A 21,427-nucleotide genomic window follows, 5' to 3' on the forward strand; every position below is an offset into this window, starting at 1 on the left:
AGCGGAGGCATGTCATCCCGACACTTGTGCAAGGCCGGGTGCCGCTCTTCTGTTTTTGGCGCGCAATGCATGGGGCAATGCACGCAGACCTTACGGTGCGACCCGAAGGAATTCAGTGCGAGATATCCCGCATTTCAGCGAGATAGGCTTCATCGACAGCGTGGGCTGCTCGCCACGAACACCGGTTTGCGCGCACGATGATCAAGGTGCAGAACCGGCAGCGGCCATAAAGAAACACGCCGTTGGACTTGATGGCGGGAGCGGGTGCGTGGCGATCCAAGGTGCGGCAGACCGAACGGCCCGCGCACTGCGCCACTGCACCCGCCACGCGATCAAGCATAGGCGGCTTCGAGCGCGAAATCGTCGTTCACCGGCTGGAACTCACCCGAGCTCAGCGCGATCACGATGGCCTGCGCGGTGTTGCGCACGTTCAGCTTGGACAGCACGTTCCGCCGGTGAATGTCGACCGTGCGCGGGCTGATCGCAAGGCGGGTGGCGATGCGTTCGGTGGTGCAGCCGTTGATGACTGCGCCGAGCACCTGACGTTCACGCGTGGTGAGCATGGCGACACGCTCCTTGGCGCGTCCGCCCATGACCTTTGCGGGCAGGTTGCGGCGGCAATCGTCTTCGGCGCGCTTGACCGCGAGTTCAAGCAAGCCGGATTCGGATGGCCACACCACGAAGTCCGACGCGCCTTCGCGAATGGCGGCGACCGCCTTTTCGAAGCCAGCGTTGCAGGAAAATTCGATCTTGGCGGAAACCGGAGCGCGATCGGCGCGATACTTGTCGATCATGGCCCGGCTCGGCGATTCATGCCGGATCATGAAAATGACGGGCCGATCGATCTTGACGGGCAGTTCGCTCACGTCATTGAACACCACGCAGCGAATGCCGAGTGCGCTCAGATTGTGCGAAATTTCGGCGCGCAGATGAACGCTGTCTTCAATGACATAAACTGCTGTTGTATCGTCCATTTTCTCAGTCCGTGCATGGTATGACTAGTAACCCTTGCCTAAGGGAAACTACGGTTGATTGCCAAGAACGAACGGTGCCATTGCGGCACCGAGTTTGGCGTAATTGGTGCCATGGAAGCGAAAGCTACCAATATGGTGGGAAACTGGTGCCTGCCTTGCTGCAATGGGTGTGCGCAGGCAATTGTGTGCCGATCGTCCATGACCTTCAGACCCGGCGCATCCGCGCAAGATCTGGGCGGAAGTCGGTGACGCGGTGTTTGGATTTGACCTCCCAACTGGCGTTCCGCTCGGCGAGTTCGCGCTGGCGTTGGATCGTATCGAACAAGGCACCAAGGTTGATTGGCTCATCGAATGCGATCCCGAAGACCTGTTCGGACACCCAGCGCGCGGTTCCGCTGACCTGACGGTTATCGGGCAACTGGATTTCGACGGTCTCGCCGACGAGCGGAGGCAAGCCCTTGCAGGTAGCGGACATTCCGCCACACGAGATATTGCGAATCACGACATCGAATGTCGGCAGGCGTTCACTCCGCATCAGACCGCGCAGCAGTCTGCGTTCGCGAAGTTCGCGGGCGTTGGGGTACGAACTGTCCTGGATCATGGATGGCTCCATTGGGCAATGCGCTTGGTGGGAACGGGGTGAACCGGGGGCTTCATGATGTGACCGGTGCATGGCGGCTTGCGGTTTATCAGCGCGCATTCAGCGGGCGAAAAGCCGGAGCGATCGTCGGAAGGCGCACCGACCTTGCGTGCAATACGTGCGCACAAGCTGCATGACGCCCTGACTGACCTGCCAGAAAAATAAGTACTTGGCGCAGCAATTTGAATATTGGCACTATCAGGCGTTCGACCGATTTCTGGTCAAGGCGCAATGAATACGGCGTGCAGTCATGGCCATATTTTGCGGCAGTCTGCTGATTTTCATTTGGCATGGTTATCCCCGATCCTTGGGGAATAGATAAGCCCTGCGCCGTTAACAGCGGTTTGGGAGCCGGGTAACCAAATAGACCGAGTTTTTGCAGAAAATTTCCGCATCCCGGGGCGGGGAAAATGGCGCGCCCTGCAGGATTCGAACCTGCGGCCACCGGCTTAGAAGGCTGGTGCTCTATCCAGCTGAGCTAAGGGCGCGTTGCGCTGCCTCATAAGGCCGCTTTGCGCGCCGTGCAAATCGCGATAGCAACAGCCGCCATGAACCAGACCCGTATCGCCCGCATCGAAGGCAGCGTCGGCGCGCACCGCCATTTCCGCTACTTCGATTATCTGATGGCGGCCTTCGTGGCGATCCTGCTGCTGTCCAACCTGATCGGCGCGGCCAAGCTGGCGAATGTCTGGGGCTATACGTTTGGCGCGGGGATCCTGTTTTTCCCGGTCTCTTACGTGCTGGGCGACGTGCTGACCGAAGTCTACGGCTATGCCAATGCGCGGCGCTGCGTGTGGGTGGGCTTCTTTGCGCTGCTGTTCATGGCGTTCATGAGCTTTGTGGTGGTCGCAATGCCGCCTTCGGATGGCTGGGGCTGCGCTTCCAGCGGCGATCCGCGCTTTGCCGCGATCGTGGCGAAGACCTCTGCAGGTGCGGTGTGCCAGACGACCTATGAGTCGGTCTTCGGCAGCACCTGGCGTATCGTGATGGCCTCGGTCGTGGCGTTCTGGGCGGGCGAGTTCGTCAATTCCTTCGTGCTGGCGCGGATGAAGGTATGGACGGGGGGCAAGTACCTGTTCACCCGCACCTGGGGCTCGACGATCTTCGGGCAGGCAGTGGATAGCGCCTTGTTCTATCCCATCGCGTTCCTCGGCACGTGGGAAGCGCCGGACGTTGTCCACGTGATGATCACCAACTGGGCGCTCAAGGTGCTGTGGGAAATCCTGCTGACGCCGGTGACTTATGCCGTGGTCGGGTTCCTCAAGCGGCAGGAGGGGGTCGACGTCTATGATACCGACATCGATTTCTCGCCGTTTGCGAGCACGGATGAAGCCTGATGATCTATATCGTCCTCAACGGCGGGGCGATTTTGGCGGCTACCGCGCTGGGGCTGATGCTGGGGCTGGTATGGCAGGCGGCGCTTGAGCGGCGCTTGATCGGAGCACGGGGCTGGGGCGGGAGCCTTGCCTTCGCATTCGCGGCACAGGCGTGGCTCTGTTCCATTCTGGCCGGTGCGCTGATCCTCGCGCCGCCCAAGGGCAGCGTGTGGACGATGACCATCGGTAGCGCGGTGGTCATCTGGCTGGGGTTTGTGGTGCCGAGCCTTGCCGCATCCTACCGGATGCGCGCGCTGCCGGGGCGGGCGGCGCTGGTCGATTGCGGCTACTGGCTGGTGGTGATGCTAGCGCAGGCGGTGGTGCTGCGCCTGATTGGGCTGGTGCCGCCGCCAGCGTGAATTCCTGATCCTCCCCATTTTCATCGCAGACGCAAATGGGGAGGGGGACCGCCCACGAAGTGGGTGGTGGAGGGGTAAGAGACCCCTCCGTCAGCCCTGCAGGCTGCCACCTCCCCATTTGCACTGCGTGAAAATGGGGAGGATCGTGTTGCGCAGCTCAATCGGCGATCAGGCCGATGGCGAGGTAGATCAGGAGCAGCGAGCCGAAGCCGACCAGCGTGCCGACGACCCAGGCGACCCGCACCAGCGTGACATCGAGCCCGAAATAATCGGCGATCCCGGCGCTGACGCCCATGATCTTGCCGCGCTGCTTGTTGAGACGGAAACCCTGACGGGCGGGCGAACGGACGGCGTTGTCCTCGAAGCGCAGGTCGCTCATGCGGCGTACTCCGTGGCAGGGGCGGTGTGGAGCGGGCTCTGCGCCGGTGCGGTGACAGTGCCGCCGACCATGCTGAGGGTGAGGGCGATCGCGGCGGCTGCGCTGAAAATCGGGGCGCTGAAAGTGCGGATGGTGGTCATGTCTAGGTTCCCTTCTGAGTTCGAAATTGGCGCCGTCCCGTTGGTTCGGCGTATGCCAAGGGCTTTGCATGGGGCGTGCCAATTGCAAAAAATGGCGGAAATCCGCGGTTTCGGATTCCGGCCTTAGCCATTTTCACTTAGAGCCGCGCCAAAGTGTGGGAAAATTTCCCGACTTTCGGGATTGGGGTTTTGCACAATCTTGGCGCTTGCCTTTTGCCGGTCCCCCGCCTAAGGCGCGATGCATCCCGACATTGTGAAGGCAAAGTCTGGGCTGGCGCCGAAAGGGGCCGGCGCCAAACCGCTGTCTTTTCCCTGCCGGATCATCTGGAGCACGCATGAACGATATCGCACGGATCACCGAGATTGCCGGAGAAGAGGCTGCCAGCCTCGGCTTCGATCTCGTGCGCGTGCGCTATTTCAAGGGTGGCGAGATCGGCGACGAGGAGCACACGCTCCAGATCATGGCGGAGCGGCCCGAAACCGGGCAGCTGGTGATCGAGGATTGCGCCGCGCTTTCGCACCGCATTTCAGACCGCGTGGATGCGCTCGAAGAAGCGGGCGAAGTGCTGATCGCAGACGCCTACCGGCTTGAGGTCAGCTCGCCGGGGATCGACCGTCCGCTGACACGGGCCAAGGATTTCGCGAACTGGACCGGCCATGAGGCGCGGATCGAGCTGGCCGAGCTGCTGGACGGTCGCAAGCGCTTTCGCGGCGATCTCGTCGGGTTCGATGCTGACAGCGAAGTTGTTTCGATCGAGGATGACGGTGTGGTATATGCCCTGCCGTTCAGCCTTGTCGCCAATGCCAAGCTTATCCTTACGGACAAGCTGATTGCCGCCTCTCGCCCGCTGGATACCAGCGGCGCGGATGACATCGTTGAGGAACAGGAAGACTAAGCCATGGCCAGTGCGATTTCCGCCAACCGTGCCGAGCTGCTCGCGATTGCGAACTCCGTCGCGACCGAGAAGATGATCGACAAGTCCATCGTCATCGAGGCGATGGAAGAAGCGATCCAGAAGTCCGCGCGCAACCGCTATGGTGCCGAGAACGACATCCGTGCCAAGCTCGATCCGCGCACCGGCGATCTGCGCCTGTGGCGTGTGGTCGAAGTGGTCGAAGAGGTCGAGGACTACTTCAAGCAGGTCGATCTCAAGGCCGCCGAAAAGCTCCAGCCGGGCGCGAAGGTCGGCGATTTCCTCGTTGATCCGCTGCCGGCGGTCGAACTGGGCCGCATCGATGCGCAGTCCGCCAAGCAGGTGATCTTCCAGAAGGTCCGCGATGCCGAGCGTGATCGCCAGTACGAAGAGTTCAAGGACCGCGCGGGCGAAGTGATCACCGGCGTGATCAAGTCGGTCGAGTTTGGCCACGTGATCGTCAACCTTGGCCGCGCCGAGGGTGTGATCCGCCGCGACCAGCAGATCCCGCGCGAAGTGCCGCGCGTGGGTGAGCGCGTCCGCGCATGGATCATGAAGGTCGAGCGCCAGAACCGTGGCCCGCAGATTTTCCTGAGCCGCGCGCATCCCGAATTCATGAAGAAACTGTTCGCGCAGGAAGTGCCCGAAATCTACGATGGCATCATCACCATCATGGCCGCCGCCCGCGATCCGGGCAGCCGCGCCAAGATCGGCGTGATCAGTCGCGATTCGAGCATCGATCCGGTCGGCGCCTGCGTCGGCATGAAGGGCAGCCGCGTGCAGGCCGTCGTGCAGGAACTGCAGGGCGAAAAGATCGACATCATCCCGTGGAGCGAAGACACCGCGACGTTCGTGGTCAATGCGCTCCAGCCCGCCACTGTCAGCCGCGTGGTGATCGACGAGGAAGAGAGCCGCATCGAAGTCGTCGTTCCTGACGACCAGCTGTCGCTCGCCATCGGTCGCCGCGGGCAGAACGTGCGTCTGGCCTCGTCGCTGACCGGTTCGGCCATCGACATCATGACCGAGGCGGAAGCTTCGGAGAAGCGCCAGAAGGAATTCGCCGAGCGCTCGAAGATGTTCGAGGAAGAGCTCGACGTGGACGAGACGCTCTCGCAGCTGCTGGTGGCCGAAGGCTTCAGCGAGCTCGAAGAAGTGGCGTATATCGATATCGCCGAACTCGCCGCGATCGAAGGCTTCGACGAGGAACTGGGCCAGGAACTGCAGAGCCGTGCGCTCGAGGCGCTGGAGCGCCGCGAGGAAGCGCAGCGCGAAGAACGCCGCGGCCTTGGTGTCGAGGACGATCTCGCCGAACTGCCGCACCTGACCGAGGCGATGCTCGTCACGCTCGGCAAGGCGGGGATCAAGACGCTCGACGATCTGGCCGATCTGGCCACCGACGAGCTGATCGCCAAGAAGCGCGGGGGCGAACAGCGCCGCCGCAACAACAGCAATCCGCCTGAGAACCGCCGTGACCGCGAGCGTGATCGCAGCGAACGGGCCGAGGACAAGGGCGGCGTGCTGGGCGAATATGGCCTCTCGGAAGAGCAGGGCAACGAGATCATCATGGCCGCGCGCGCGCACTGGTTCGACGACGAACCAGCAGCAGAGGAGGCCGCCCATGCGGAATCCTCACAATGAGCCGCTAAGCTCCGACATCTCTGGCAGCAAGCCGGCCGGGACATCCGCAAAGGATGCCCAGCCGGAGCGGAAATGCGTGCTTACCGGGCGTCATGACGCGCGGGGCGAGCTCGTGCGGCTGGCGCTTTCGCCGGACGGCGATGTGCTGCCCGATGCCTTGGCGCGTGCGCCGGGGCGGGGCGCATGGATCGGCGTTTCCGAAACAGAGCTGGGCGCCGCTGTCGCCAACGGCAAGCTGCGCGGCGCGCTGGCGCGGGCCTTCAAGGGCGCGCCGCTTTCCATTCCTGCAGATCTGGCCGCGCGGACCCGCGCCGCACTGACGCGGGCGCTGACCGACCGGCTGGGCATCGAACTGCGCGCGGGCAACATGCTGCTCGGCACCGAACGGATCGCACAGGGCGCGCGCGCCGGGGCGGTGACGTGGCTGGCCCATGCCAGCGACGCCGGGAGCGATGGCCCCAACAAGCTGGCGCAAGCCTGGCGGGTGGGCGAAGAAGCCGAAGGCACCGGCCTCAAAGGCGTGATCTTGCCGCTGGACCGGGCAGCGCTGTCTGTGGCATTGGGCCGCGACAACGTGGTTCATCTGGCGCTGACCGATGCCGCCGCAGCCCAAAGGGTCGCGGTGCCGCTCCAGCGACTGCTCCATTTTCTCGGGTCTGCACACGAATCTGCGCAGGACTTGACGGACGCGGCTTCTGCCGCGTGCGACGATATTGATACGAAGGGTGTATAAGTTCGATGAGCGATGACAAGAAGCCGACGCTGGGCCGCAGGCCGCTTGGCCTGAAGACTTCGGTCGAGGCAGGTGAGGTCAAGCAGACCTTCAGCCACGGGCGCACCAACAAGGTCGTCGTCGAGGTCAAGCGGCGCAAGCTCATGCCGCGCGGGCCGGGTGAGGCTGCGCCGGGTGCTGCGCCCGAAGCGGCACCGGTCGTTGCTGCTCCGGCTGCGCCCGCGCCCGAACCCGTTCGCGCGCCCGCTCCGCCGCCGCCGCCGCCCGCCGCCTCGCGCGAAACGCGCCAGGAAATGCAGACCCGTCTGCTGCGCGAGGCTGAAGAGGCCCGCCTGCAGTCGCTGGAAGCCGCGAACCGCCGCGAACAGGAAGAGCGCGTGCGTGCGATGGAGGAAGCCCGCCGGGCGGCCGAAGCGCGCAAGGCCGGGGAAGCCGAAGCGGCTGCTCCACCGGCGCAGGCCGAACCCGCAGCCGCCGAAACGCCCGTCGTCGCTGAAGCACCCGCTGCGGCCGAGCCTGTTGCCGCTGCTGCGGTCGAAGCCAAGCCGGAAGCGGCTGCCGCGCCCGAAGCCCCGGCTGCGCCCGAACCGGCAGTGCAGACCGCGCCGCGCCGCTTTACGCCCGTGGTCGCCCCCAAGCGCCCCGAGCCTGCTGCCAAGAAGCCGGCCCATGCCCCGCGCGACAAGGGCGCAGGCGACCGCCGCCAGGCCGGCAAGCTGACCGTGACCCGCGCGCTCAACGAGGACGAGGGCGCCCGCGCCCGCAGCCTCGCGGCGCTCAAGCGGGCGCGCGAGAAGGAAAAGCGTGCGCACTTCGCGGGCCAGTCGCAGCCGCGCGAAAAGCAGGTCCGCGATGTCGTGGTGCCAGAGGCGATCACGGTGCAGGAACTGGCCAACCGCATGGCCGAAAAGGCTGCCGATCTGGTCAAGTCGCTGTTCAAGATGGGCATGATGGTCACCATCAACCAGACCATCGATCAGGATACGGCGGAGCTTTTGGTCGAGGAATTTGGCCACAATATCAAGCGCGTATCGGATTCGGACGTTGACATCGACACCAACGCCGATGTCGATACAGACGAGACGCTGCAGCCGCGTCCGCCAGTGGTCACGATCATGGGCCACGTCGATCACGGCAAGACCAGCCTGCTCGACGCGCTGCGCGGCACCGATGTGGTGCGCGGCGAAGCGGGCGGCATCACGCAGCATATCGGCGCTTATCAGATCAAGACCAAGGCGGGTGACCACATCACCTTCCTCGATACGCCGGGCCACGAGGCCTTCACCGAAATGCGCATGCGCGGCGCCAACGTGACGGATATCGTCATTCTGGTCGTTGCGGCGGATGACGGGCTGATGCCGCAGACGATTGAGGCGATCAACCACACCAAGGCGGCCGGCGTGCCGATGATCGTGGCGATCACCAAGTCCGACAAGCACGAGGCGAACCCGCAGAAGATCCGCGAACGTCTGCTCGAACACGAGATCGTGGTCGAGGAAATGTCGGGCGATGTGCAGGACGTCGAGGTTTCGGCCAAGACCGGGCAGGGCATGGACGAGCTGATCGAGAAGATCCTGCTTCAGGCCGAACTGCTCGAACTGCGCGCCAATCCGGACCGCGCGGCGGAAGCCACCGTGATCGAGGCCAAGCTCGACAAGGGCAAGGGTCCGCTGGCGACCGTGCTGGTCAATCGCGGCACGCTCAAGGTCGGTGATATCCTCGTGGTCGGCACCCAATCGGGCCGCGTCCGCGCGATGCACGATGACAAGGGCCGCCAGATCAAGGAAGCGCCGCCGTCGCTGCCGGTCGAAGTGCTCGGCCTCGGCGGTGTGCCGATGGCCGGTGACACGCTGACCGTGGTGGAAAACGAAGCCCGCGCCCGCGAAGTCGCCGCCTACCGTCAGGAACGCGCGACTGCCAAGCGCACCGCGCAGGCCCCGACGAGCCTTGAGAACATGTTCTCCGCGCTCGCCGCCAAGCAGGCTGTCATCGAGTATCCGGTGGTCATCAAGGCCGACGTGCAGGGCTCGACCGAAGCGATCGTCAATGCGCTCAACCGCATTTCGACCGACGAGATCAAGGTGCGCATCCTCGCCTCGGGTGTGGGCGCGATCACCGAAAGCGACGTCAATCTGGCGCAGGCCAGCGGCGCTCCGATCATCGGCTTCAACGTCCGCCCCAACGCCAAGGCCCGCGAACTGGTCGAACGCTTCAAGGTGCGCATGAAGTACTTTGACGTGATCTATCAGCTGACCGACGACATCCGCCTCGAAATGGCCGGCCAGCTCGGGCCGGAACGGATCGAAACGGTCGTCGGCCGCGCCGAGGTCAAGGAAGTGTTCCCGGCCGGCAAGCGCGACAAGGCTGCGGGTCTGCTCGTGGTCGAAGGCTTCATCCGCAAGGGCATCAACGCGCGGCTTACGCGCAACGATGTCATCGTCTCGCAGACGGTCATCCACTCGCTGCGCCGCTTCAAGGACGACGTGCCCGAAGTGCGCGCCGGTCTGGAATGCGGTGTGGTGCTGGCCGATACGAACGACGTGAAGCCGGGCGACCAGCTTGAAGTCTTCGAGGTCGAGGAACGCGTGCGCACGCTGTGATGCGCGCGTTCCCGCTCCGCTTGCGGGATGGTGAAGCCTGATGCCTCGCTATGTCGCCCTGCTCGGTTCCATCAACGTCGGCGGCAACCGGCTGACGATGGCGGAACTGCGCGCGGCGTTCGAGAGCGAGGGGCTGACGAACATCGAGACCGTGGTGGCGAGCGGCAATGTGCTGTTCGATCACGACGAGCGGCCAACGCCGGGTCTTGAGGAAAAGCTCGAAGGACTGGTGCGCGCGAAGTTTGATATGCGCAGCGTTGTCGCGGTGCGCAGCTTGGACGAAATCCGCAGCAGCATCGAGGACAACCCGTTCACCGGGCACGGCGCGGATGCCAACGTCCACACGCTGTTTCTGGATGGCGAGGCCGATCCGGCGCAGTTCCGCGTGCTGGTGGCCGATCAGGCAGAGCGCGGGCCTGAAAGGCTCGCGCTGGGGCCGCGCGCGCTCTATATCGATTATGTCGAGGGCGTCGCGGCCAGCCGGATGACGGGCGCGTTCCTCGAACGGCGCCTGGGCCGGCGCGGCACGGCGCGCAACGTGCGCTCGCTGGCGCGCATATTGGCGAAGATGGCCTGAAGGATATCAGTACGATGGCAAAACAGCCCGCATCTCCCGAAACGCGCTCGGTCCGCCTGCTCAAGGTGGGCGAACAAGTGCGCCATATCCTTTCGGAGCTGCTGATGCGGCAGGAAGTGCACGACGAGGTGCTGAGCGCGCATTCGGTCTCCGTGACGGAAGTGCGTATGTCGCCCGATCTCCGGCACGCGACGGCCTATATCAAGCCGCTGCTCGGCGCGAACGAGGAGGCGGTGCTGAAAGCGCTGCGCACCAATACCGCGTTTTTCCAGAAGGAAGTGGCGCAGCGCCTGCGCCTGAAATACGCCGCCAAGATGCGCTTTCAGGCCGACGAGAGCTTCGATGTGGCGGGGCACATTGACAAGCTGCTGGCCGATCCCAAGGTGCAACGTGATCTGACCGAAGATTAACCCGGCACCATCCGCGCCCGGATCGTCACGTTGACCATCGATCCGATGATGATAGGATAGGCCGTCATCCCGAATTGGCGGCGATCAATCACCCCGGTGCCGACGATGGAAATGGGCTGGGTGCCGCCGGTGGAGAACGGCGGGACCGAGAACGTGACGGTGAGTGTGATCGGACGGGTCACGCCGCGCGCGGTGATCTGGCCTTCCACGCTGGCGGTGCGTTCACCGTTCATCTTCAGCCGCCGCCCGACAAAGCGCACGGTGGGATGGTGCGCGACATCGAAGAAGCTTTTGCCTTGCAGCGTTTTCGTTTGCGAATCCCCGGTCGTCAGCGTGCGTGCGTCGATATCGACGACCATGTCGAGCGCTTCGAGATCGGCGAACGAAAGGTTGAACGTGCCCGACATATCCGGAAACTTCGCGGTCTTCGATGCGATGCCGAGGAAGGCGACCTTGGCATCGACGTGGCTGGCGCTGCGGTCGATCACGTAGCGCAAGTCTCCTGCCTGCGCCGCGGCGGGGGCGAACGCTGCCAGGAGCGCGGCGAGGGGGAGCAGGAAGCGGGTCATGGCGGTCCTTGTGGGCGGGCGCGAGTGAACGGTTCGTGACACTTGTTTCAACGGTTGGTGAACCCGCTTCATTCCGGCCTAGGGCCTTGCGGTGTGATTTGCGCGGCAGCCGCGCCGCCAGTGCTTGGCTTTCGCGCCGCAATGCCTATGTGACGATGCCTATGGCAAGCCTCCCTTTCCGCCAGCCGGCCACCGGCAGCACCCTGCGATGAGCATCGCGCAACTCTACGTGCCGCTGGAGGCAGCCGATCTGCGGATCGAGCCGCTGCGCGAGGATCACCGCGAAGCCTTGCGCGCGGCCTGCGCCGAGGACAGCGAGATCTGGGAAATCTACCCGTTCTGTTATGCGGGCGAGCATTTCGATCCGCAGTTCGATAGCCTGCTCTTCAGCCCGCCGGGGCGCTGCGTCTATGCCGTGCTGCGAGACGGCGAAGTCGTCGGCATGACCGCATGGATCGCGTTCGGCGATCCGGGCTGGTCGATCGAGATCGGCAACAGCTTCATCGTGCCCTCCTTGCGCAGCACCGGCTTCAACGGGCGATTGAAGCGGCTGATGATCGATCACGTGTTTGCCTGCGGCTATGAGCGCGTGGTGTTCAAGGTCGATGTGATCAACGCCCGCAGCCGCGCTGCCGTGCGCAAGCTGGGTGCGGTGGAGGAAGGCGTGATGCGTCGCGAGCGCAAGACCTGGACGGGCCGTGTGCGCGATACCGTGATCTACGGCCTGCTGCGAGCCGATTGGCAGGCAAAGGGTGATCAGGCCGCCAGCGCATGAACAATACGCTCTATCTTGCCGCCACGCTGGTGGTGCCGATGGTGTTTGCCATCGTGTTCCACGAGATTGCCCATGGCTGGGCCGCGCGCCTGCTGGGGGATCCCACGGCGCATGAGCAAGGGCGGCTCAGCCTCAACCCGCTGCGGCATGTCGATCCGATGGGCACGTTGATCCTGCCGGGGATGCTCAAGCTGCTGGGCCTGCCGGTGTTTGGCTGGGCCAAGCCGGTGCCGGTCAACTACTTGCGGCTGCGCCATCCCAAGCGCGACATGGCGCTGGTTGCGGCGGCGGGGCCGCTGACGAACTTTGTGCTTGCCGCGTTTGCTGCCGCCGCGTTCGGACTGCTGCTGCGCACCGTCGGTCCACAGGGGACACCGGGGCCGGGCGTGCTGTTTGCTGCGGACAACCTGAAGAACTTCATCGCGATCAACGTGTTTCTGGGCACGTTCAACCTGCTGCCGCTGCCGCCGTTCGATGGCTCGCGCATCGTGCGGGGCCTTGCTCCGGCGGCGGGCGTGCGGCTGCTGGACCGGATCGAGCCCATCGGCATTCCGCTGTTCATGGCGGTGTTCATCGTGCTGCCGTGGCTCGTGCCGGGGCTGCATATCGTGGACCGGCTGATCGGCCCGCCGATGGAATGGATGCTCAGCCAGTTCGAGCATATCGTGGCGTTCGTTGCCGGGCCGGAGCTCGATTGAGCGCACGGGCATGGTGAACGGCTGGATCATTCTGGACAAGCCGCACGGGCTGGGTTCGACGCAAGGCGTGGCTGCGGTGAAGCGCAACTTGCGGCAGGCGGGCTTTGGCAAGGTCAAAGTGGGCCACGGCGGCACGCTTGACCCGTTGGCGACAGGTGTGTTGCCGATCGCGGTGGGCGAGGCGACCAAGCTGGCGGGGCGGATGCTCGATGCGAGCAAGGAGTATGCTTTCACCATCCGTTTCGGCGCTGAAACCGATACGCTCGATCTGGAAGGCAAGGTGATCGCCACCAGCGATGTGTGGCCATCGCTTGAGGAGATCGCGGCCGTGCTGCCGCGCTTCACCGGGCCTATCGAGCAAGTGCCGCCGGCCTATTCCGCCATTCTGATCGACGGAGAACGCGCTTACGACCGCGCACGGGCAGGGGAGGCGGTGGAGATGAAGAGCCGCTCGGTGACGATCCATAGCCTGCAGGTTGCATCGGCAAGCGCAGGTGAAGTCACCCTCATCGCCCATGTTTCCAAGGGCACCTATATCCGCAGCCTTGCGCGCGATGTCGCGCAGGCGCTTGGCACGGTGGGGCATGTGACCATGCTGCGCCGCCTGCGCGCGGGGCCATTCGGGCTCGCCGAGGCGATTTCGCTGGACAAATTGAACGATGTGGGTAAGGGCGCACCCCTTGAACACGTACTCTTGCCGCTGCAGGCAGGGCTGGTCGACATCCCGGCTCTTGACCTTACGCCCGAGCAGGCAAGGGCGGTCCGCCAGGGCCGCGTTCTTGACGGGCTGCCCCATGATGACGGGCTCTACTGGGTGCGCTCCGGACTTGTTCCGGTCGCTCTGGTTCAGCTTTCAGGCTCCGTCCTGACCGTCGCGCGGGGGTTCAACCTTCCCGATGTCGCGGAGTAAGATACATGTCGGTTACCGCTGAAAAGAAGCAGGAAATCATTGCGGACAACGCGCGCGCTGCCAACGACACGGGTTCGCCCGAAGTGCAGGTCGCGATCCTGACGAGCCGCATCCTCACCTTGACCGAGCACTTCAAGGCTCACCACAAGGATAACCATTCGCGCCGCGGGCTGCTGATGATGGTCAACAAGCGGCGCTCGCTGCTGGACTATCTCAAGAAAAAGGATGTGGCGCGCTACAATGCCCTCATCCAGAAGCTCGGTCTGCGCAAGTAACCAAGCGGAAAGCGGCCCCCACGTGGGCCGCTTTTTGCATCTGGCACCCGCTACGCAATTCGGCGTGCGGGACACCCGGGGGCCGCAAACAGGCCCCGCACCGGACCGGGACGGCACACCCGGCAGCAAACCCCGTGCGCAATTGGGTGCGCGGGCTCGAAGGAAAACTCATGTTCGACGTCAAGACAGTATCGCTGGAGTGGGGCGGCAAGACCCTCACTCTGGAAACCGGCCGCATTGCCCGTCAGGCTGACGGCGCGGTCCTCGCCACCTATGGCGAAACCGTTGTGCTCTGCGCGGTGACCGCCGCCAAGAAGGTCAAGGAAGGCCAGGACTTCTTCCCGCTGACTGTGCACTATCAGGAAAAGTTCTCGTCCGCCGGGCGCATCCCGGGCGGCTTCTTCAAGCGCGAGCGCGGCGCGACGGAAAAGGAAACGCTGGTTTCCCGCCTGATCGATCGCCCGGTGCGTCCGCTGTTCCCCGAAGGTTTCTACAACGAAATCAACGTCATCGCCCAGGTTCTGAGCTATGACGGTGAGACTGAGCCCGATATCGTGGCGATGATCGCGGCGTCGGCTGCGCTCACCATCTCGGGCGTTCCGTTCATGGGCCCGATCGGCGCGGCGCGCGTCGGCTTCAAGGACGGCGAGTACCAGCTCAACCCGTCGATGTCGCAGGTTGCCGAAGGCCGCCTCGATCTCGTCGTTGCTGCCACCGGCGGCGCGGTGATGATGGTGGAATCCGAAGCCAAGGAACTGACCGAGGACGAAATGCTCGGCGCGGTGGTCTTTGCGCATGACGAGATCCGCAAGGTTGTGAACGCGATCATCGATCTGGCTGAAAAGGCCGCCAAGGAGCCTTGGCAGATCGATCTCACCGACAACACGGCTGACATCAAGAAGAAGCTCAAGGACATCGTCGGCAAGGATGTGGCTGCGGCCTACAAGCTCACCGACAAGTCGGCGCGCTCCAACGCGCTGAACGAAGCGCGGGCCAAGGCCAAGGAAGCGTTCGCTTCCGAAGGCGCGCAGACCCAGATGGTCGCGATGAAGACCATGAAGAAGGTCGAGGCCGATATCGTGCGCGGCGCCATCCTCAAGGACGGCACGCGTATCGACGGGCGCACCACCACGCAGGTCCGCCCGATCGAATCGATCGTCGGCTTCCTGCCGCGCACGCACGGTTCCTCGCTGTTCACGCGCGGCGAAACGCAGGCGATCTGCACCACCACGCTGGGCACCAAGGATGCCGAGCAGATGATCGATGGCCTTGATGGCCTGTCGTATCAGCGCTTCATGCTGCACTACAACTTCCCGCCGTACTCGGTTGGCGAAGTTGGCCGTTTCGGTGCTCCGGGCCGCCGCGAAGTGGGCCACGGCAAGCTGGCATGGCGCGCGCTGCACCCGGTGCTGCCGACCAAGGACGAGTTCCCCTACACGATCCGTGTTCTCTCGGACATCACCGAGTCGAACGGTTCGTCCTCGATGGCGACTGTCTGCGGCGGCTGCCTTTCGATGATGGACGCTGGCGTTCCCATCGAACGTCCGGTTTCGGGCATCGCGATGGGTCTGATCCTGGAAGGCGACAAGTTCGCCGTGCTGTCTGACATCCTCGGCGACGAGGATCACCTCGGCGACATGGACTTCAAGGTGGCCGGCACCAGCGCCGGCATCACCACGATGCAGATGGACATCAAGATCGCGGGCATCACGCGCGAGATCATGGCGCAGGCGCTGTCGCAGGCTTCGGAAGGCCGCGCGCACATCCTGGCCGAGATGACCAAGGCACTGGGTTCGGCTCGCACCGAGCTTTCGGCCCACGCGCCGCGCATCGAGACGATCCAGATCGACAAGTCGAAGATCCGCGAAGTGATCGGCACTGGCGGCAAGGTGATCCGCGAGATCGTCGCGGAAACCGGCGCCAAGGTCGATATCGATGACGAGGGCCTGATCAAGATCAGCTCGTCTGACATCAACCAGATCGAAGCGGCCAAGGCATGGATCCTCGGCATCGTGGAAGAAGCCGAAGTCGGCAAGGTCTATGACGGCAAGGTCGTGAACATCGTCGATTTCGGCGCGTTCGTGAACTTCATGGGCGGCAAGGACGGCCTCGTCCACGTGTCGGAAATGCGCAACGAGCGCGTGGAAAAGCCCACCGATGTGGTCAAGGAAGGCCAGGCCGTGAAGGTCAAGGTGCTCGAGATCGATCCGCGCGGCAAGGTTCGCCTTTCCATGCGCGTCGTCGATCAGGAAACCGGCGCCGAGCTGGAAGACACCCGTCCGCCCCGCGAACCGCGCGAGCCGCGCGGTGATCGTGGCGATCGCGGTGATCGCGGCGATCGTCGTGGCCCGGGTGGCCCGCGCGGTGATCGTGGTCCGCGTCGTGACGGCGGAGGCGGTCGTGATCGCGGCCCGCGTGGCGGCGGCGAGGGCGGCGGTGACCATGTCCCGGCGTTCCTCAAGTCGGACGACTGATCGCTCCGGTTTGAAGCCAATTGAAACGAGGGCTCGCGGCAACGCGGGCCCTTTTTTCTTGCCTTGGCGAGGCGGGCGAACGACGATGCGAGCGGCATTTTAAGGGGATATGAGGATGCGGTTCAGGCTCACCAAGGGCGCGGTTCTGGCGGGGCTGCTTGCCTCATCGGGTGCGGCGCTGGCCTGCGCCGATGTGGGGTGCGAGCCGGTGTGGTCGCTGTTTGGCGGATCACAGGCCTGCCACAACCACGTGGTCATCGCGCCGGGCAATGACAGCCGCCTCAACCTGCTTGCGCTGCTGCGCGACAAGGCGGGGCTGGGGCTCGCCAGCGGCACTGCCTATCCCGATCCGGGCTATGACGAGACGGGCTTTGGCCACACGTTCCTCGATTGGGGCATGGCATCGCGGCAATGGGTGCCCGCAGCCGATCCGCTGGCCGATCCCCCGGCCACGATCCTCGATAGCCCTTGCGCGTTCTACCGCGATGGCACGCCGGCGTTTGCCGCCGCGCTGGCCGCGAACAAGGCCCTGCCGGGCGGCGAACGGACCGCGCTTGCCACAGCGCGCGATCAGCTGGTCGCGCGGTGCAGCGATGCGGCGCTCCCGGCGGTGCTTCCCGGCGTGGCGGTGGGCAGCGCCCCCGGCAAGGCGTTCCTCGGCTATCTGGCCGCGTCCGATGCGTTCTATGCGGCCCGCTATGGCGAAGCAGCGAGCGGCTATGCCGCGCTCGCCAGCGCGCCGGACCCGTGGGTGGCGGAAACCGCACGCTACATGCAGGCGCGGTCCGAACTGCGCGCCGCGTTGGCGAAAAGCATCGACGAATACGGCTTTTTCGACGGCATCAAGTCGGTCGACAAGGCCGCCGCCGTGCGCGGCAAGGCGGCACTGGCGGAATATCTGAAGGCCTATCCCAACGGCCGCTACGCTGCCTCCGCAGCCGGGCTGGAGCGGCGCGCGCTGTGGCTTGCGGGCGATTTCGCCGCGCTGGGCGAGCGCTATGAGGCCTTGCTGACAGCGGCCCCGCAGGACGGGGCCGGGCTCGTCTCGCTGATCAACGAGGCGGACAACAAGTATCTTTCGAGCGGGGACAATCCCGATGCCCGCGTCGGCGGCTTGCTGCTGCTGGCAGCGGCAGACCTCAAGGCAATGCGCGTGGCCGATCCGGCGGATGACAACGCGGTTGGCTCAGAGACGCCGCTCGATGCCGCGACGCTCGCCAGCCAGCAGGCGAGCTTCCTGCGCGCGCCCGAGCTTTACGCGTTCCTTCAGGCGAACCACGCGTTCTATGTCGGCAAGGACTACGCGCGAGTGCTGCAGCTGATCCCGGACGATGCGCGCAAGGCGGCGTACACGCCGCTGGCGTTCAGCCGGCAGGTGCTGCGCGGGCAGGCGCTGGCGGCCAAGGGCGATCCCAACGAGGCAGGCTTCTGGCTGGAACTGCTCGGCGGCGCGAAGGACTTGTGGCAGCGGCCCACGGTCGAACTCGGCCTCGCGATGAACTGGGAGCGGCACGGCAAGCTGGCGCAGGTGTTCGCGCCCGGATCGCCGATCACCGACCGCATGGTGCGCGAAATCCTGATCGCGCATTCCGCCGGTCCTGCGCTGCTGCGCCGTGCCGCGCTCGATACCGCGCGCCCGCAGGAAGAGCGCGATACGGCGCTGTTCACGCTGCTCTACAAGCAGCTGAGCCGGGGCGACTACGCCGGTTTCGGCAGCAATCTGCCGCTGGTGCGCGGCGCTGCGCCGGTTGACGGGCTGTGGGGTTTCGGTCCGGGCTCGGCAGCGCCGGTCGGGCTGTTTGCCAAGGGGAAGACGGCACAGGCGGGCTTTGCCTGTGCATCGCTGCCTGCCACGGCGGCGGCGCTGGCCGCCAATCCGCAGGATATCCATGCGCGGTTGTGTCTGGCTGATTTCTGGCGGCTGAATGGGTTCGATGGCTTCACCGTGCTCGATACGGCCCCGGCGAAACAGGCGCTGGGCGGGGCGGCGAACGACTATCCCGGCACGCCCCTGCCGCGCGGCACGATCTACGCCGCCGCCATCGCCGATCCGCGCACCGCGCCGGATGACCGAGCCTATGCCCTCTTCCGCGCGGTCCAGTGCTATGCGCCCTCGGCGTACAACGGGTGCGGCGGGGCCGATGTGCTGGTGGCGCAGCGCAAGGGCTGGTATGACCGGCTCAAGCGCGAATTTCCGCGCAGCACGTGGACGCAGAAGCTGAAGTATTACTGGTGAGACGCTGCCGAGCGGGCCTGCTGCTCGCCGTGCTCGTGCTGAGCGGCTGTGGGCGCCCTGCCGCGCCGCGCGTCGATCCGTCGGCTTATGACCAGTTCTTCCTCTGGGCCGGGGTGCCGCCGCCGCCAGCCGTGGCGAAGGCGAGCGAGATCTATATCCTCGGCGGGGAAATCCGGCGCGGCGGGCCTGCGCGGCTGATCGATATGCGCGCCGGGGTGCCGCATGTGCGCCGCGCGCGGGTGTGGCTCACGATCCGCAGCGAGCGGCTCGATTGGGATGCGCCGGTGTGGGACGGGGTGCGCGCCATGCTCGCGCGGTGGCGGGCAGCGGGCAATCGGCTCGAAGGCTTGCAGATCGATTTCGATGCCGCGACGCCGGGGCTGCATCGCTACCGCGCGTTTCTTGAAGGCGTGCGGCGCGAACTGCCCCCGGGGACGCGGCTTTCGATCACCGGGCTGCTGGATTGGAGCGCGAATGGCGACCCCGCCGAACTGGCAAAGCTGGCGGGGCTGGTCGATGAAGTGGTGATCCAGACCTATCAGGGGCGCACCACGATCCCCGGCTACGGCGCGTGGTTCGCCCATATCGACACGCTGCCGCTGCGCCACAAGATCGCGCTGGTGGAAGGCGGGGAATGGACGCCGCCCGCAGCGCTCGCCCGGGACAAGCGCTTTGCGGGCTATGTCGTGTTCCTCTTGAAACCAGCGAAGCCTAGGCCGCCTGGGCTTGCGGATCGGGGCTCTCGCCAGCCCTGAGGATGCGGTTGCGGCCCGATTCCTTGGCAGCATAGAGCGCCTCGTCCGCCGCCTTCAGCGCGGCGCTTTTCTCGGGATAGGCGAAGACATCGGCGATCCCGCCGGAGAACGTGATCTTGCCGAAAGGAGAATCGTTGGCCCGGTTGACGAGGCGGCGTTCGGCGATCTCCTCGCGCGCGGCGTCGAGCTTCCTGAACGCCTTTTCGATGGTGTGGTTGCGCCAGATCACCGCAAACTCCTCGCCGCCATGCCGCGCCACGAAGCAGCGCGCATCGGCGATGCGGTTGAGCGTCTCGCCCACGAATTTCAGCACGCGGTCACCCGCCGGATGGCCGTGGGTATCGTTCACGCGCTTGAAGTGATCGATATCGACGAAGGCCACGCACAGCGATTCGCCCGCCGCAACCGCCTCGCGCATTTCGCGTTCGAGCATGTGATCGAACGCGCGGCGATTGGGCAGTCCGGTCAGGTGGTCCATGTCCGCCATCTTGCGGGTCTCTTCGAGCGTGGTCTGCAGCGATTGCGCGCGCCGTTCGCTGCATGCCAGTTCGGTCTCGATCGCAATGCTGCGTTCCATCATCGCCCGGGTCAGCGCAGCCAGTTCGGTGATGACGACCCCGGCGCGGCCGACGCCTTCGAGATCGTCGACATGCTGCCGAAGCGCGCTGCTGTATTCGCTGGTCGCGGTGCGCGCGCCGGTGGTGGTCTTGCTGAATTCGTCGAGGCTGCCTTCCAGCCGGCCCAGCAGCACGGCGAGGGCCTCGCTGTTCTTGTCATTCGTGCTTTCGCAGCGCTGTTCCTCGATCCAGCCGAGCGTGATCGGCAGGCCCTTTTCGGTGCGTTCGAGGATCAGCTGGGCAAGGCGCGGCGCGCCGCCGGTGACGCATTCATAGGCAACGGTCAGCGTGGCAGGCAGGACTTCGAGATCGTGGTCGATCAGGAAGTCGGCGATCTTGCTGATCATGCGCCGTTTGGCGGGCAGCCAGACTTCGCGCGCGGTCAATTCGCGCGGGGCCGCCGCATCCAGTTCGGGCTCGGCCGCATCTTCTGCGGTGCTGCCGCTGAACCATTGCCACCACCGCGACTTGCGCGCGCTCTCGTCTGACGTCTGTTCGCTCATGCAGACGAGAACGGTGGAAGCGACGCGGAATTAACCACGTGATGGGGCAAAAGTGACGGAAAACCGGGGTTTTTAGACCGGAACGGACCTAACCGCGTGCCCCGACTGGAGCACGCGGCTTGTGGTATCCGCCTTAGCGGACCCTGGGGCCGCCGAACGGCATCGGCGGCGGCGGACGGCGATGGCCGCGCGGGAGCTGGGCCTGATAGGCGCGCCCGCAATGTTCCACGCAATAGGGGAAACCGGGGTTCACCTTGTCGCCGCAGAAATGGAAATCAGGTTCGCCCGGATGGCCCATCGGCCAGCGGCAGATGCGATCGTTGAGATCGAGCAGCCCGGTCTTGTCGGCCACTTCCTGGCTGGGGCGCGCGGGCACGAGGCGGCGCGGCGGGGCAGGGGGAATCGGTGCCTGCTGATCGCCGGGGCCTTGGCGCAGGAACCCGCCTGGGCCGACCGAGACGATGCGTGGCTGCGGCGGCGGGGTGGGGGCATCTGCCGCAGCGGCCGGAGCCGTGGAGGCAGGGGCCGGAGCAGCCGGCGCAGGCGCGGCCTCCACCGGTGCCACCGGCGCGCGCGGCGCAGGCGGCGGGCTGGCCGGTGCAGCAGGTGCCGGACGCGGAGCCGCCACGCGCGGTTCGGCGGGTGCGGCAGGTTCGGGCACAGGGCGCGGGGTCTTGGTCGGGGCGGCCTCGCTCTTCTCGTTGGGCTTGACCGGCGAGGGGCGGGCCTTGAGGCCGAGGCGGTGCGCCTTGCCGATAACGGCATTGCGGCTGACCCCGCCAAGCTCGTCTGCGATCTGGCTGGCGGTGGAGCCGCCTTCCCACATCTTGGTCAGCTTTTCGATCCGCTCGTCGGTCCAGCTCATTTCCGTTACA

At 65.2% G+C, this 21,427-nt stretch carries 24 protein-coding genes and 1 tRNA gene; 15 read left to right on the forward strand and 10 right to left on the reverse strand.

What is annotated here, in order from left to right:
- Positions 1–112: 112 nt before the first annotated feature.
- The 5 genes from CFE35_RS01135 to CFE35_RS01155 all read right to left on the reverse strand — a co-directional run bounded on the left by CFE35_RS01135 (position 113) and on the right by CFE35_RS01155 (position 2,102).
- Positions 113–340 (reverse strand): hypothetical protein, encoded by a 228-nt coding sequence (locus CFE35_RS01135; protein ID WP_292927067.1) that lies wholly within the window; start codon positions 338–340, stop codon positions 113–115.
- Positions 333–974, reverse strand: a complete 642-nt coding sequence (locus CFE35_RS01140) for a LuxR C-terminal-related transcriptional regulator (protein ID WP_292927069.1) — start codon at positions 972–974, stop codon at positions 333–335. The genes CFE35_RS01135 and CFE35_RS01140 overlap by 8 nt, the downstream gene beginning before the upstream one ends.
- Before the next feature lie 205 nt (positions 975–1,179).
- Entirely contained in the window at positions 1,180–1,575 is a 396-nt protein-coding gene (locus CFE35_RS01145) for a PilZ domain-containing protein (protein ID WP_292927071.1), read from the reverse strand.
- Between the two features lie 88 nt (positions 1,576–1,663).
- Positions 1,664–2,059 (reverse strand): hypothetical protein, encoded by a 396-nt coding sequence (locus tag CFE35_RS01150; protein ID WP_292927073.1) that lies wholly within the window; start codon positions 2,057–2,059, stop codon positions 1,664–1,666.
- Positions 2,026–2,102, reverse strand: a tRNA-Arg gene (locus CFE35_RS01155). The genes CFE35_RS01150 and CFE35_RS01155 overlap by 34 nt, the downstream gene beginning before the upstream one ends.
- Before the next feature lie 60 nt (positions 2,103–2,162).
- Here CFE35_RS01155 and CFE35_RS01160 point away from each other — a divergent pair.
- Together CFE35_RS01160 and CFE35_RS01165 are read left to right on the forward strand one after the other, a co-directional pair.
- A complete protein-coding gene (locus CFE35_RS01160) occupies positions 2,163–2,951 on the forward strand; it encodes a queuosine precursor transporter (protein WP_292927075.1) in 789 nt (262 codons plus the stop codon).
- Positions 2,951–3,349 (forward strand): DUF1761 domain-containing protein, encoded by a 399-nt coding sequence (locus CFE35_RS01165; RefSeq protein ID WP_292927077.1) that lies wholly within the window; start codon positions 2,951–2,953, stop codon positions 3,347–3,349. Before CFE35_RS01160 ends, CFE35_RS01165 begins: the two co-directional genes overlap by 1 nt.
- A gap of 157 nt (positions 3,350–3,506) precedes the next feature.
- On the opposite strand, the gene CFE35_RS01170 is transcribed toward CFE35_RS01165, so the two are convergent.
- Positions 3,507–3,728 (reverse strand): PspC domain-containing protein, encoded by a 222-nt coding sequence (locus tag CFE35_RS01170; RefSeq protein WP_292927079.1) that lies wholly within the window; start codon positions 3,726–3,728, stop codon positions 3,507–3,509.
- Positions 3,725–3,868: a hypothetical protein gene (locus CFE35_RS01175; protein WP_292927081.1), complete on the reverse strand. Its 144-nt coding sequence runs from the start codon at positions 3,866–3,868 to the stop codon at positions 3,725–3,727. The genes CFE35_RS01170 and CFE35_RS01175 overlap by 4 nt, the downstream gene beginning before the upstream one ends.
- A 335-nt stretch (positions 3,869–4,203) precedes the next feature.
- On the opposite strand from CFE35_RS01175, the gene rimP reads away from it, so the two are divergent.
- The 6 genes from rimP to rbfA are packed head-to-tail and all read left to right on the forward strand — an operon-like array spanning position 4,204 to position 10,740.
- Entirely contained in the window at positions 4,204–4,764 is a 561-nt protein-coding gene (gene rimP / locus CFE35_RS01180) for a ribosome maturation protein RimP (protein ID WP_292927083.1), read from the forward strand.
- A 3-nt stretch (positions 4,765–4,767) separates the two neighbouring features.
- On the forward strand, positions 4,768–6,420 hold the full coding sequence (gene nusA / locus CFE35_RS01185) for a transcription termination factor NusA (protein WP_292927085.1): 1,653 nt from the start codon (positions 4,768–4,770) through the stop codon (positions 6,418–6,420).
- Positions 6,401–7,153 (forward strand): DUF448 domain-containing protein, encoded by a 753-nt coding sequence (locus CFE35_RS01190; protein WP_292927087.1) that lies wholly within the window; start codon positions 6,401–6,403, stop codon positions 7,151–7,153. Before nusA ends, CFE35_RS01190 begins: the two co-directional genes overlap by 20 nt.
- A gap of 5 nt (positions 7,154–7,158) precedes the next feature.
- Positions 7,159–9,753 carry a translation initiation factor IF-2 gene (infB, locus tag CFE35_RS01195; RefSeq protein WP_292927089.1) on the forward strand — a complete coding sequence of 865 codons (2,595 nt, stop codon included), beginning with the start codon at positions 7,159–7,161 and terminating at the stop codon, positions 9,751–9,753.
- 40 nt (positions 9,754–9,793) lie between these two features.
- A complete protein-coding gene (locus CFE35_RS01200) occupies positions 9,794–10,330 on the forward strand; it encodes a DUF1697 domain-containing protein (RefSeq protein ID WP_292927091.1) in 537 nt (178 codons plus the stop codon).
- A 14-nt stretch (positions 10,331–10,344) separates the two neighbouring features.
- Positions 10,345–10,740 (forward strand): 30S ribosome-binding factor RbfA, encoded by a 396-nt coding sequence (gene rbfA, locus CFE35_RS01205; RefSeq protein ID WP_292927093.1) that lies wholly within the window; start codon positions 10,345–10,347, stop codon positions 10,738–10,740.
- On the opposite strand, the gene CFE35_RS01210 is transcribed toward rbfA, so the two are convergent.
- Positions 10,737–11,309, reverse strand: coding sequence for a YceI family protein (locus CFE35_RS01210; protein ID WP_292927095.1), 573 nt, complete (start codon positions 11,307–11,309; stop codon positions 10,737–10,739). The genes rbfA and CFE35_RS01210 overlap by 4 nt on opposite strands.
- A 208-nt stretch (positions 11,310–11,517) precedes the next feature.
- Between CFE35_RS01210 and CFE35_RS01215 the strand changes: the two genes are divergently transcribed.
- From CFE35_RS01215 to CFE35_RS01245, 7 genes are all read left to right on the forward strand, one after another.
- Positions 11,518–12,084 (forward strand): GNAT family protein, encoded by a 567-nt coding sequence (locus CFE35_RS01215; protein ID WP_292927097.1) that lies wholly within the window; start codon positions 11,518–11,520, stop codon positions 12,082–12,084.
- Positions 12,081–12,782, forward strand: a complete 702-nt coding sequence (locus CFE35_RS01220) for a site-2 protease family protein (RefSeq protein WP_292927099.1) — start codon at positions 12,081–12,083, stop codon at positions 12,780–12,782. The genes CFE35_RS01215 and CFE35_RS01220 overlap by 4 nt, the downstream gene beginning before the upstream one ends.
- Positions 12,783–12,792: 10 nt before the next feature.
- Positions 12,793–13,692 carry a tRNA pseudouridine(55) synthase TruB gene (gene truB / locus CFE35_RS01225; protein ID WP_292927101.1) on the forward strand — a complete coding sequence of 300 codons (900 nt, stop codon included), beginning with the start codon at positions 12,793–12,795 and terminating at the stop codon, positions 13,690–13,692.
- A gap of 5 nt (positions 13,693–13,697) precedes the next feature.
- Positions 13,698–13,967 carry a 30S ribosomal protein S15 gene (rpsO, locus tag CFE35_RS01230; protein ID WP_292927103.1) on the forward strand — a complete coding sequence of 90 codons (270 nt, stop codon included), beginning with the start codon at positions 13,698–13,700 and terminating at the stop codon, positions 13,965–13,967.
- A 170-nt stretch (positions 13,968–14,137) separates the two neighbouring features.
- Positions 14,138–16,441 carry a polyribonucleotide nucleotidyltransferase gene (pnp, locus tag CFE35_RS01235; protein WP_292927105.1) on the forward strand — a complete coding sequence of 768 codons (2,304 nt, stop codon included), beginning with the start codon at positions 14,138–14,140 and terminating at the stop codon, positions 16,439–16,441.
- Positions 16,442–16,556: 115 nt separating this feature from the next.
- Positions 16,557–18,677, forward strand: coding sequence for a hypothetical protein (locus tag CFE35_RS01240; RefSeq protein WP_292927107.1), 2,121 nt, complete (start codon positions 16,557–16,559; stop codon positions 18,675–18,677).
- Positions 18,674–19,432: a DUF3142 domain-containing protein gene (locus CFE35_RS01245; RefSeq protein WP_292927109.1), complete on the forward strand. Its 759-nt coding sequence runs from the start codon at positions 18,674–18,676 to the stop codon at positions 19,430–19,432. Before CFE35_RS01240 ends, CFE35_RS01245 begins: the two co-directional genes overlap by 4 nt.
- Here the strand turns inward: CFE35_RS01245 and CFE35_RS01250 are convergent.
- Together CFE35_RS01250 and CFE35_RS01255 are read right to left on the reverse strand one after the other, a co-directional pair.
- Positions 19,389–20,552, reverse strand: coding sequence for a GGDEF domain-containing protein (locus tag CFE35_RS01250; RefSeq protein WP_292927111.1), 1,164 nt, complete (start codon positions 20,550–20,552; stop codon positions 19,389–19,391). The genes CFE35_RS01245 and CFE35_RS01250 overlap by 44 nt on opposite strands.
- 133 nt (positions 20,553–20,685) lie before the next feature.
- Positions 20,686–21,417 carry a GcrA family cell cycle regulator gene (locus CFE35_RS01255; RefSeq protein WP_292927113.1) on the reverse strand — a complete coding sequence of 244 codons (732 nt, stop codon included), beginning with the start codon at positions 21,415–21,417 and terminating at the stop codon, positions 20,686–20,688.
- Positions 21,418–21,427 lie beyond the last annotated feature (10 nt).

The sequence above is a fragment of the Novosphingobium sp. PASSN1 genome (genome assembly GCF_002278815.1).